General features: G+C 71.3%; 10 protein-coding genes. 1 reads left to right on the plus strand and 9 read right to left on the minus strand.

Annotated features, from left to right (window positions below; genetic code table 11):
- Positions 1 to 7: 7 nt before the first annotated feature.
- The 5 genes from ABZ833_RS25335 to ABZ833_RS25355 all read right to left on the minus strand — a co-directional run bounded on the left by ABZ833_RS25335 (position 8) and on the right by ABZ833_RS25355 (position 3,918).
- On the minus strand, positions 8 to 199 hold the full coding sequence (locus tag ABZ833_RS25335; protein ID WP_361050388.1) for a hypothetical protein: 192 nt from the start codon (positions 197 to 199) through the stop codon (positions 8 to 10).
- Positions 200 to 316: 117 nt separating this feature from the next.
- Complete coding sequence (locus ABZ833_RS25340) at positions 317 to 640, minus strand: hypothetical protein (RefSeq protein ID WP_361050391.1); 324 nt, start codon at positions 638 to 640, stop codon at positions 317 to 319.
- Positions 637 to 1,005, minus strand: a complete 369-nt coding sequence (locus tag ABZ833_RS25345; protein ID WP_160507109.1) for a WhiB family transcriptional regulator — start codon at positions 1,003 to 1,005, stop codon at positions 637 to 639. Before ABZ833_RS25345 ends, ABZ833_RS25340 begins: the two co-directional genes overlap by 4 nt.
- 167 nt (positions 1,006 to 1,172) lie before the next feature.
- Positions 1,173 to 1,547, minus strand: a complete 375-nt coding sequence (locus ABZ833_RS25350) for a hypothetical protein (RefSeq protein WP_249587881.1) — start codon at positions 1,545 to 1,547, stop codon at positions 1,173 to 1,175.
- Positions 1,548 to 1,710: 163 nt separating this feature from the next.
- Complete coding sequence (locus tag ABZ833_RS25355) at positions 1,711 to 3,918, minus strand: ATP-dependent DNA helicase UvrD2 (RefSeq protein ID WP_361050395.1); 2,208 nt, start codon at positions 3,916 to 3,918, stop codon at positions 1,711 to 1,713.
- 151 nt (positions 3,919 to 4,069) lie between these two features.
- Here ABZ833_RS25355 and ABZ833_RS25360 point away from each other — a divergent pair, with 151 nt between their 5' ends.
- Positions 4,070 to 4,312, plus strand: a complete 243-nt coding sequence (locus ABZ833_RS25360) for a mycoredoxin (protein ID WP_249587883.1) — start codon at positions 4,070 to 4,072, stop codon at positions 4,310 to 4,312.
- A gap of 20 nt (positions 4,313 to 4,332) precedes the next feature.
- On the opposite strand, the gene nudC is transcribed toward ABZ833_RS25360, so the two are convergent.
- The 4 genes from nudC to ABZ833_RS25380 form a co-directional block, all read right to left on the minus strand.
- On the minus strand, positions 4,333 to 5,280 hold the full coding sequence (nudC, locus tag ABZ833_RS25365) for an NAD(+) diphosphatase (RefSeq protein WP_249587884.1): 948 nt from the start codon (positions 5,278 to 5,280) through the stop codon (positions 4,333 to 4,335).
- A 49-nt stretch (positions 5,281 to 5,329) separates the two neighbouring features.
- A complete protein-coding gene (locus ABZ833_RS25370) occupies positions 5,330 to 6,751 on the minus strand; it encodes a dipeptidase (RefSeq protein ID WP_361050399.1) in 1,422 nt (473 codons plus the stop codon).
- A 10-nt stretch (positions 6,752 to 6,761) separates the two neighbouring features.
- Positions 6,762 to 10,364: an ATP-dependent DNA helicase gene (locus tag ABZ833_RS25375; RefSeq protein WP_361050402.1), complete on the minus strand. Its 3,603-nt coding sequence runs from the start codon at positions 10,362 to 10,364 to the stop codon at positions 6,762 to 6,764.
- Positions 10,365 to 10,469: 105 nt separating this feature from the next.
- Entirely contained in the window at positions 10,470 to 11,165 is a 696-nt protein-coding gene (locus tag ABZ833_RS25380) for a hypothetical protein (protein ID WP_361050405.1), read from the minus strand.
- Positions 11,166 to 11,229 lie beyond the last annotated feature (64 nt).

An 11,229-nucleotide genomic window follows, 5' to 3' on the forward strand; every position in this document is an offset into this window, starting at 1 on the left:
CTCGCCCTCACCACCAGGCGGAGTCGAGCCGTCCCTCGATGGCCCGGAGATTCTCGCGGGCGCAGGTGTCACAGAAGTAGCGGCGCTCGCCGTTCTCCACGGAGCAAATCCAGGTGGGCGGCGTGCCTTCGGCGACCGTGCCGCAGCCGGAACACACGAGATTCTCGGCGCCCGCGGGCTCAGAAGTCTGCTGGTCCACCCGGCGACCCTATCGCCGCCTCCGGAGGTTCGCCCGGCACAACGCACCGCGGGGGCCGGTCCCTTCGGACCGGCCCCCGCGGGCATCGTGGTGGTGCTCAGTCGGCGTGTCGCCTCGTCACTGCATGACGGCGATGGCGAGCGCGCGCCTGGCGCGCAGCGACGCGCGCTCGGCGCGGCGCTGCATCCGGCGAGCCGCCATCAGACGGGCGGCCGGGCGCCCGGCCTCGGCCTCACGCATGCGTTCGTGCATATGCGCACGAGCCATGGCTTCTGGGATGAGTTGCATCTCGCGGGTCCTGTTCTGACGCGATCCGTTCGCGCCGGTGGTGGTGAAGTCCGGGGTTGCGGAGCCTGCGGGCTCAGCGGTGGCTGCCTTCATGGGGGCCTGCTTCTTGGGGTCGTGCGTCAGGGGGCGATCGATCGTTCCGGTGATGGTCATGCCGCTACCGGGTTCTTGCGCGGACGGCCACGCGGCCGCTTGCGGGCAACGACCACACCCTGGACGAAGAGCTCGCCGCCCCAGACGCCCCACGGCTCACGCCGCTCCTTGGCGCCGGCCAGGCAGGCCTCCATCAGCGGGCAGGTACGGCAGAGGGACTTGGCGTACTCGACGTCCGCCGGCGACTCGGCGAAGAAGACCTCCGGGTCGTAGGCACGGCAGGGGACGGGTACGCCGAGGTTCTCGATGGCGTCGTCGAGCGCGGTGAGCGCGGTGAGGGGAGTCAAGGTCGGGTCCTCCGTGGGAGCGGGCGGGGGGAGAGTCTCTGAAGGCGGTACGGACGGGGCGTGCGCTTCGAGTTGCACGGTGGTGTTTTCCTCGTCTGGTCGTGCCGGCCTGGGTCGGCCGGTTGGCGGCTGGTACCGGGTCTTGCTCGGCCCCTTCGCTCCGTCATCCCGTTTTTGGGAAAACAGAAGGGCCGCGGATCCCGGGTGGGGTTCCGCGGCCCTGAAGGCGCCGGTCTGATCGAGGATCAGACTGGATCACTCCAGGGTTCGAGCCCACGGAAGGCCCACATCGTGTGGTGCTGCTGCGTCGTCTGGTGCTGCGTCTTCTTCTTCGATCCGGCACCGGCTGCGGCAAAGGCATAGGCCTGCGCCTGTGCCGTCACTACTGCTTCCGGTGCCTTGGTCGCTCGCTCGCTGCCTTCATTGACCTCACGCATCGGAAGAACGTTGAGACGCGGGAGGGACAGAGGCAGGACAGAGGACTCCGGACGGATGGCGGCGGCAGCGATGCCACCGGACAGACCGGTGCCCAGGTTCGAGAAGCCGAGCAGGCAGGAAGCGACGACCGAGCGATCGGTCATTTTCGCGGTGCTGATGAAGCTCTCGTTGATGCTGATCACTGGAATCGCCTCCTCTCGGCGTCTATGGGATCGGCCGGAACCGATCCTGCGGGCTATTAAGTACAGCACGGGGCGAGGGCTTCGGAGAAGCCGCCGTTCCCGTGCTTAAGAACCTATGGGTCTTCCTTGCGCCTGCGCAAACTATTTTTTCGACGAGTTTGAATCAGTTGCCATCGGCGCCCCTTACAGGGTCCCCACCTGCACAAATGGCGAGGACATCAGATCCGAAGCGGTTGAGCTTGCGCACGCCGACTCCGGGGATCCGGGCCAGTTCGCCCTCCTCGTCGGGTGCGGCCTCCGCGATGGCGATCAAGGTCTTGTCCGTGAACACGCAGTAGGCGGGCTGTCCGAGGAGCTCCGCCTGGCCCGAACGCCACTCCCGCAGGCGTTCGTACAGACCCTCGTCCATGTCGGACGGGCAGTCCTCGCACCGCATGAGCTTCATCTCGCCCGCGTCGGTCAGGGTCCGCCCGCAGACCCGGCAGCGGGCCGGGGACCTGCTCGTCCGCCGGCGGCTCTTCGCGCCGCCGCTCTCCGCGCCGCCGCTGCCGCGCTCGACCCCGCCGGGCCCGCCGCCCGCGGCGCGCGCTCCCGCGCCCGCCCCCGAGCCGGGGCGCAGCCCGTCGAGGAACCGGCTGGGGCGGCGGCCCGCGCGACCGCCCGGTGAGCGGGACAGCGCCCAGGAGAGGGAGAGGTGGAGGCGGGCCCGGGTCACGCCCACGTACAGGAGGCGGCGCTCCTCTTCGACCTGCTCGTCCGTCTTGGCGTACGTGATCGGCATCATGCCCTCGGCGAGGCCGACCAGGAAGACGGCGTCCCACTCCAGGCCCTTGGCCGCGTGCAGCGAGGCGAGGGTGACGCCCTCGACGGTCGGCGCGTGCTGGGCGCTCGCGCGCTCGTCGAGCTCCCCCACGAGGTCGGAGAGCGTCGCGTCGGACTTGGCCCTGGCGAAGTCCTCGGCGAGGCGCACGAGGGCCGCCAGGGACTCCCAGCGGTCGCGGGCCGCTCCTGAGCCCGCGGGGGGCTGTGTCGTCCAGCCCTTCGTGGACAGGACGGCCCGCACCTGCGAAGGCAGGTCGATGACGTCGTCAAGGAGGGAGTCGTTGCCCCCGAAGCGGGCCGCGCCGCGCAGGGCCGCGCCCGCCTCGCGGACCTCGGTGCGCTCGAAGAACCGCTCGGCGCCGCGCAGCTGATAGGGCACGCCGGCGTCGGCGAGTGCCTGTTCGTAGATCTCGGACTGGGAGTTCGTGCGGAAGAGGACCGCGATCTCGCTCGCCGGGACGCCGTCGGCGATGAGGGCCCGGATGCGGCGGGCGGCGCCTTCGGCCTCGGCGGGCTCGTCCGCGTACTCCGTGTAGACCGGTTCGGATCCGGCGTCGCGCTGGGAGATCAGTTCGAGGCGGTGGTCCGCGGCGCGGCCCCGGGCCTGGGAGAGCAGGCCGTTGGCGAGGTGGACGACCTGGGGCGTGGAGCGGTAGTCCCTGACGAGCTTGACGACCGTCGCTCCGGGGTGGCGGGTGCGGAAGTTCAGCAGGTGGTCGGGGGTCGCGCCGGTGAAGGAGTAGATCGTCTGGCTGGCGTCGCCGACGACGCAGAGGCTGTCGCGGTCGCCGAGCCACAGCTCCAGAAGGCGCTGCTGGAGCGGGCTGACGTCCTGATACTCGTCGACCACGAAGTGTTGGTACTGGGCGCGGACCTGGTCGGCGATGTCGTGGCGGTCCTGGAGGATGCCGACGGCCAGGAGCAGGACGTCCTCGAAGTCGATGACGGAGCGCTCGCGCTTCAGGTCTTCGTACGCGCCGTAGATCTGGGCGATCTCCGCCGCGTCACGGGGGATGAGGCGGCCCGACTTCGCGGCGGCCGCCGCATAGTCCGAGGGGACGGTCTGGGTGACCTTGGACCACTCGATCTCGCTCGTCACGTCGCGCAGTTCGTTGCGGTCCAGGCGGATGCGGGATGCGGCCGCCGCGTCCGCGACGATCTTGATCTTCCGGTCGACGATCCGGGGCAGCGAACCGCCGACCGCCTTGGGCCAGAAGAACTGGAGCTGGCGCAGGGCCGCGGAGTGGAACGTGCGCGCCTGGACCCCGGAGGCGCCGAGCTGGCGCAGGCGGCCGCGCATCTCGCCCGCCGCGCGGTTGGTGAACGTGACGGCGAGCACGCTGGCGGGCTGGAGGATCCCGGCGCGCACGCCATAGGCGATCCGGTGCGTGATCGCCCGTGTCTTGCCCGTCCCGGCGCCCGCCAGGACACACACCGGCCCGTGCAGGGCGGTGGCCACCTCGCGCTGCTCGGGGTCGAGCCCGGCGAGCACCGCGTCGGCAGAGTCCGGGACCTGCGGGAAGAGGGTGGAGTGCGTTGCTGCTGTCACCCCGCCATGCTGCCAGGTCGCCGGAGGCGCGTGAGCCCGGTTGTCCACAGGGAGACCCACGCGGTCGTACTAATGCGGGAATGGTGGCCGGGTCGCGTACGTTCGAGTCTTTGCGATGACGCATGCCGAGCAACAAAGGAGCGCGAGACACATGCCGGGCACTGTGACGATGTACAGCACCACGTGGTGCGGCTACTGCCGCCGGCTCAAGGGCCAGATGGACCGCGAGGGCATCACGTACAACGAGATCAACATTGAGCACGACCCGGATTCCGCGACCTTCGTCGAGAAGGCGAACGGCGGAAACCAGACGGTTCCCACCGTTCTCTTCCCGGACGGCTCGACGCTCACGAACCCGTCGCTGGCCCAGGTGAAGCAGAAGCTGGCCGCCTGAGCGGCAGGGCCCGGTGGGCCCTAGCCGACGGTGCCCGGCTTCGGCAGGGGCTTTCCGTACCAGAGCTCGATCAGCCGGGCCGCAATCGAGATCCCGTAGGGAGGCAGGACCTCCCCGGACTCGAATGCGGCCCGCAGGTCTTCCCGGGAGAACCAGCGGGCCTCGGAGATCTCCTCGCCGTCCACGTTGATCTCCGACGACGTGGCGTCGGCCATGAAGCCCAGCATCAGGCTGGAGGGGAACGGCCAGGGCTGGCTCGCGACGTACTCGACGTCGCCGACCATGACACCGGCCTCCTCCCAGACCTCGCGCCGCACCGACGTCTCGATGGACTCGCCCGGCTCCACGAAGCCCGCGAGCGTCGAGAAGCGGCCCTCGGGCCAGTGCACCTGACGGCCCAGGAGCGCGCGGTCCTGGTCGTCCGTCACCAGCATGATCACGGCCGGGTCCGTACGCGGGTAGTGCTCGGCGCCGCACGCCTGGCAGCGGCGGATGTGGCCTGCCGCCGCGATGACGGTGCGCTCGCCGCAGCGCGAGCAGAAGCGGTGCAGGCGCTGCCAGTTCTCCAGCGCGACGGCGTGCACCATCAGGCCCGCGTCACGGGGCGACAGGAGAAGCCCCGCCTCGCGCAGGCCCGCGGGGCGCGCCTGCTGGTCCATGCGGCCCGGCAGGGAGTCCTTCTGGAGCGCGAAGTAGCTGACGCCGTCGTCGTCCGTGCCCAGGAAGTAGCGGTGGGCCTCGGTGAGGGGCGCCTCAAAGGACGGGGTCATCACCAGTTCGGTGCTGCCGTCCGGCGTCTCGTCGATCAGGACCTGGCCGCCGGAGACCACGAAGACCCGTGTCGTGGGGTGGCTCCAGGCGGCGGCGAGCCAGGCCTCGTCGAGGCGGTGGTGGGCTGCGCGATCGATGCCGCTCGGTGCGGTGAGCGAGACGGGACGGTCAGCGGTGCGGTCGGTCCAGGTGGTCACAGGTGCTTCCAACTCCCCCGATGGAATGGGTGGTTCAGCAGGGCGGTTTTCAGTGTGCATCGCGCCAGTGCTCGGCGAGATCGCCCCACAGGTAGGCCGTCGTCTCGACTCCCTTGAGGAGCAGATCGAGTTCGACCTTCTCGTTCGGCGCGTGCCAGCCGTCGGACGGCACGGAGATGCCCAGGAAGAGCACGGGGGCGGCCAGTACGTCCTGAAGATCGGCGGCCGGTCCCGAACCGCCCTCTCGGGTGAAGCGGATCGGCTGCTCGAAGGCCTGGCCCATCGCCCGTACGACGGACTGGAGGGCGGGGTGGTCGAGCGGCGTCAGGCAGGGACGCGTGGCGGCGCCGAAGGTGATCGTGTGGCTGATTCCGTCCGGCAGCTGGTCGGCGACCCAGGTGCGTACGGCTTCTTCGATGCGGTCCGGGTCCTGGCCCGCGACGAGCCGGAAGGACAGCTTCAGGAGGGCGGACGACGGGACGATGGTCTTGCCGCCCGCTCCTTGGTAGCCGCCGCCGATGCCGTTGACCTCGGCGGTGGGGCGGGCCCAGATGCGCTCCAGGGTGGTGTGGCCCGCTTCTCCGTGGGTCGCGTGCGACTTGGCCGTGCGCAGCCAGCGCTCCTCGTCGAAGGGCAGCTCGGCGAAGAGTTCGCGCTCGCGGTCGGTGAGTTCGACGATGCCTTCGTAGAACCCGGGGACGGCCACGCGCGCGTGCTCGTCGTGGAGCGCGGCGACGAGCCGGGCGGCCGCGGTCGCCGGGTTCGGTACCGCGCCGCCGAAGGATCCCGAGTGGATGTCCTGGTCGGGGCCGCGCAGCTCGATCTCGCAGTCGGCGAGGCCGCGCATGCCGGTGCAGACCGTGGGGGTGTCCTCCGCCCACATGCCGGTGTCCGAGACGATCACGGCGTCGGCGGCGATGCGCTCCTTGCGCTCCTCGATCAGCGCGCGGAAGTGCGGCGAGCCCGACTCCTCCTCGCCCTCGATCAGGAGCTTGAGGTTCACGGCGGGGGCGGTGCGGCCGGTGGCGGCGAGGTGGGCGCGGACGCCGAGTGTGTGGAAGAACACCTGGCCCTTGTCGTCGGCCGCCCCGCGCGCGTAGAGGCGGTTTCCCTGGACGACGGGCTCGAAGGGGTCGGTGTGCCAGCCGTCCTCGCGGGCGGCGGGCTGCACGTCGTGGTGGCCGTAGACGAGCACCGTGGGGGCCTGGGGGTCGCCCGAGGGCCACTCGGCGAAGACGGCGGGCGCTCCTGGCGTCGGCCAGACCTCGACGGTCGGGAACCCGGTCTCCTTGAGCTGGGCCGCGAGCCAGTCCGCGCTGCGCCGCACGTCCTCCGCGTGGTCGGGCTGTGCCGACACGGACGGGATGCGCAGCCACTCGGCGAGATCGTCGAGGAAGGCGGCACGGTGGGTCTGGATGTACGTACGAACGGCGCTGACGCCACTGACGTCACTGTCAACGGACTGGCTCATGGTCACGAGCCTAGCCGCCCCCGGGAGCCGGATCGTCCGGTGGTTCGTCACCAGGCTGCCCGCCCGGTTCCTCCAGCAGGATCCGCTCGAGCTCGGCCCGGCCCGGCAGGTGCGCGGGGCGGGAGGTCTCGCCGCTGCGCACGTACAGGAACGCCGCCTTCACGGACTCCGGGGGCACGTCGTGCAGCTCGGCCCAGGCCAGGCGGTACACGGCGAGCTGGAGAGGGTCTGCGGTGCGGTTGCGGCTGGTCTTCCAGTCGACGATCTCGTACGTCACGTCGTCGCCGTCGACCTCCTTGTACACCGCGTCGATCCGGCCGCGGACCACGCGGCCCGCGAGCGTCAGCTGGAAGGGCACCTCGACGCGGTGGGGGGTGCGGTGGGCGTACTCGGTGCGCTCGAAGGCTTCCTTGAGCGCTTCCAGATCGCGTTCGTCGGCGATCTCGGCCTCGCCCGGGCCGCCGCCCGGCAGGTCGTCGGGGGCGAGCAGCGGGAGGCGCAGCTCCTCGAAGCGGGTCTCCACCCAGGCGTGGAAGCGGGTGCCGCGGCGGGCCGCGGGCTGCGGCGGGCGCGGCATGGGGCGCGCGAGCTCCTGCGCGAAGCCCTCCGGGTCGGCGGCCAGGCGCAGCACTTCGGACGCGGTGAGGGAGGCGGGGACGGGGATGTCCCTGATCGCCTCGCGGGCGCGCAGGAGTTCGCCGGTGAGGGCGTCCAGGTCGCGGTCCCAGGAGGCGAGGGTGCGGGTCTCCTCCGGGGTGAGGCGGGGCTCCTCCGGGACGACCACCGGCTCCGGGGCGGGCTTCGGGACAGGCTCGGCAGCGGGGTCGGCGGGGTGCGGGCGGGCGTCGGGTCCGGAGGGCGGGGCGGCGGCCTGGTGCGGGATCGCCGGGCGGGCCGCCGTCCAGGAGTCCCAGTCGTCGGGGTCATCGGGGTCATCGGCCTCGGGCAGCCCGGCTTCTTCGTAGGGCGGCTCTTCGTAGGGCGGCTCTTCGTCCTCCGGAGGCGGCGGCCAGTCCGGGTCCTCGGACGGGGGCACGTCGTCGTACGCCGACGGGTGGGGCTCTTCGTGCGAGCGGGCGTCGTCCGGCGCCCCCTCCCCCGTCAGATCGCCCGTCAGCCGGTCCAGATGCGTGAGGACCGTCTGCGCGGCGGCCCGGCGCCGGGCCAGGGACGCATCGTCCAGCGGGAGCGGCCACGCGTGCTCGGCGGCGCCCTCCACCAGGGCGGGGTTCTCCTCGCCCTCCTCCGGTTCGTCCGCCCAGGCCTCGATCTCCCCGTGACCCACCGCGCAGTGGTCGTACAGCGCCTGAAGAAAGTCCGAGGGGCCGCGCGGCTTCTTCTGCGAAGGGCCCCACCAGTGGCCTGAGCCCAGGAGCAGCGAGCGGGGGCGGGTGAAGGTCACGTAGCCGAGGCGGAGCTCCTCGGTGCGCTGGTGCTCCTTCATGTCTTCGTGGAACGCCTTCATGGACCGGGAGTCCCACGCCTCTATGTCGGGCAGGGTCGCCGCGTCCCCGCGCAACTCGTGCGGGATGACCTTGCCCTGGGCGGTCCACTTCTCGCGGCCCTGGGTGCTGGGGAACGTCCCGGTGACCAGGCCGGGGACAGCCACGACGTCCCACTCCAGGCCCTTGGACTTGTGGGCGGTGAGCACCTTGACCGTGTTCTCGCCGCCGGGCAGGGCGTTGTCCAGGCCCTTCTCGTACTGCGCGGCCGTCCGCAGGAAGGCGAGGAAGGCCAGCAGGCTCGCCCCGCTGTCGTTCGCGGCGAAGGACGCGGCGACGTCCAGGAAGTTCGAGAGGGTCTCGCGGCGGCGGGCCGCGAGGGCGTGCGGTGACGCGGAGAGTTCGACTTCGAGACCCGTGACGGCGAGCACCCGGTGCAGCACGTCCATCAGCGGGTCGGCCAGGGAGCGGCGCAGATCGCGCAGTTCGGCGGCGAGACGTGCGAACCGCACCCTCGCCTCCGGCGAGAAGGGCAGACCGTCGTCCTCCGTGTCGTCGTCCAGGGGCGTCTCCAGGAACGTGTCGAGCGCGTCCGCGAGCGATGTCACCTCGGCGGGATCGACCCCCTCGACCGCTTCGGCGAGCCGCCGGTCCGGGTCGTCGGGGGCCGCGTGCCCATGGCGTACGAGGAGGCGTGCGCGGCGGCCAAGGAGGGCGAGGTCGCGCGGGCCGATGCGCCAGCGCGGGCCGGTCAGCAGACGCACCAGGGAGGCGTTCGCGCCCGGGTCCTGGAGCACCTCGCAGACGGCGACCAGGTCGGCGACCTCCGGGAGGTGCAGCAGCCCGGAGAGGCCGACGACCTCCACGGGGACGTCGCGGGCGACCAGTGCCCCCTGGATCTGCGCGAAGTCGGTGGCTGTGCGACACAGGACCGCGATCTCACCAGGGGCCTTCCCGGTGCGCACGAGGTGCGCGATGGAGTCGGCGAGCCAGTCGATCTCCTCGGCGTGCGTGCGCAGCAGGGCGCAGCGCACCATGCCGTCCCGTTCGGCGCCTGGCGCGGGCCGCAGGGCCTCCACGCCCGCGTGCATCGCGCGCAGCGGCTCCGCGAGGCCGTTCGCCAGGTCCAGGAGGCGGCCGCCGCTGCGGCGGTTCTCGCTGAGCGCGTGGCGGGCCGCGGGGCGGCCGTCGGCGTGTGCGAAGTGCTCGGGGAAATCGTCCAGGTTCGCCACGGAGGCGCCGCGCCAGCCGTAGATCGCCTGGCAGGGGTCGCCGACCGCCGTCACCGGGTGGCCCGTGCCGCCTCCGAAGAGGCCTGCCAGGAGGATGCGCTGGGCCACCGAGGTGTCCTGATACTCGTCGAGCAGGACGACCCGGAACTCCTCGCGCAGGATCTCGCCGACCTCCGTGCGGGTGCGGGCCAGCGTCGCGGACAGGGCGATCTGGTCGCCGAAGTCGAGGAGGTCGCGGGCGCGCTTCGCCTCCCTGTAGCGGCCCACCAGCTCGGCCAGTTCGAGCCGTGCCTCCGCCGTCTCCGGCACCTTGCGCAGGTCGGCGTTGGAGAGCTTGGCGCCCTCCAGGGTGCGCAGCAGCTCGGTGTCGTACGCGCGGAGCTTGTCCGGCCGTACGAGATGCTCCGCGAGCTCGCTGTCGAGCGCGAGGAGGTCGCTGACGAGGTCGGGGAAGGAACGGGTCAGCGCGGGATACGGGCCCGGTGCCTCGCGCAGCACGCGCGCGGCGAGCTGGAAGCGGGTCGCGTCGGCGAGGAGACGGGCGGTGGGTTCGAGCCCTATGCGCAGACCGTGGTCGGTCAGGAGGCGGCCCGCGAAGGCGTGGTACGTGGAGATGACCGGCTCGCCCGGAGGGTTGTCCGGGTCGAGCGCCTCGGGGTCGGTGACCCCGGCCTTGATGAGCGCCTGGCGCACGCGCTCGGCGAGTTCGCCCGCCGCCTTGTTCGTGAACGTGAGGCCGAGGACCTGCTCGGGGGCGACCTGCCCCGTGCCGACCAGCCAGACCACGCGGGCCGCCATCACCGTCGTCTTGCCCGACCCGGCTCCGGCCACGATCACCTGCGGGGCGGGCGGCGCGGTGATGCAGGCCGTCTGCTCCGGGGTGAACGGGATGCCGAGGAGCTCTTTGAGCTGCTCGGGGTCGGTGATACGAGGTGGCACGTCAGAGAGGCTAGCGGCGGCCACTGACAATCGGGGCATCTCCGGCTGTCAGTGGCCGCCGTCACTCATGGCGTCAGGGCTTCCTGGCGTCAGGGCTTTCGGACGTCAGGGCTTCATGAGCTCTTCCATGTCCATGACCTCGCTCGGCGCCGGGGCCTTGACGGACACGGGCGTGCCGTAGTCGCTGAAGTTCATCGTGCCCGGGTCGTCCTTGCCGGTCGAGACGACCTTCAGGAAGTACGGCTTGCCCTCGGCGGCGACGTAGAAGGTGGTCTTCTTGCCCGACTTGTTCTTCGTGAGCACGGCCGCCTTCTTGCCGTCGACCTCGGAGTCGTCCTCACGCTTGAGCTTCTTGAGCTCCTTGGACTGGAACATGGCGTCCGCGTCGCAGACGCCCTCGCCGCCGGCGTTGGGCGACTTCACCCACTTGCCCTTGAGGCGCGAGGCCTGGCCGCTGCCGCTCATGGCGTCCTTCCAGAACGCCTCGTCGCCCTTCATGTACTGCGTGTCGCCGGACACGAGGAGCTCGGCGGTGCCGTCCGCGCCGCCGTCCATCTTGCCCTTGCAGTCACCGGACTTGGCGACCGAGAAGTCGACGTGGAGCGGCTTGCCGTCCTGCTTGCCCTCACCGGTCACCTTGAAGGAGCCCGCGCCCTTGGACGCGTCGGCCGCCTTCTTGGCGATCTTGTCGGCGCTCATCCCCTCGAAGGGGTCCTTCTCCTCGCTGGAGCAGCCCGTGACGCCGACGAACACGGTGGCACACGCGACTGCCGCGGCCAGGAGCTTCCGGTTGGCTGCCATGTCTGTATCTCCTCGGGAAGGTGCACGATCGGAGGGTCCACTGGTGCACAAATCAGCTTTACCG

Origin of the sequence: Streptomyces sp. NPDC047525, assembly GCF_040643025.1 — a bacterium.
Taxonomy (GTDB): domain Bacteria; phylum Actinomycetota; class Actinomycetes; order Streptomycetales; family Streptomycetaceae; genus Streptomyces; species Streptomyces durmitorensis.

Excerpts from the sequence above, each read along its gene's own strand:
- ABZ833_RS25340 (WP_361050391.1), bottom strand. The coding sequence starts at position 640 with ATGACCATCACCGGAACGATCGATCGCCCCCTGACGCACGACCCCAAG.
- ABZ833_RS25360 (WP_249587883.1), top strand. The coding sequence starts at position 4,070 with ATGCCGGGCACTGTGACGATGTACAGCACCACGTGGTGCGGCTACTGC.
- ABZ833_RS25370 (WP_361050399.1), bottom strand. The coding sequence starts at position 6,751 with ATGAGCCAGTCCGTTGACAGTGACGTCAGTGGCGTCAGCGCCGTTCGT.
- ABZ833_RS25380 (WP_361050405.1), bottom strand. The coding sequence starts at position 11,165 with ATGGCAGCCAACCGGAAGCTCCTGGCCGCGGCAGTCGCGTGTGCCACC.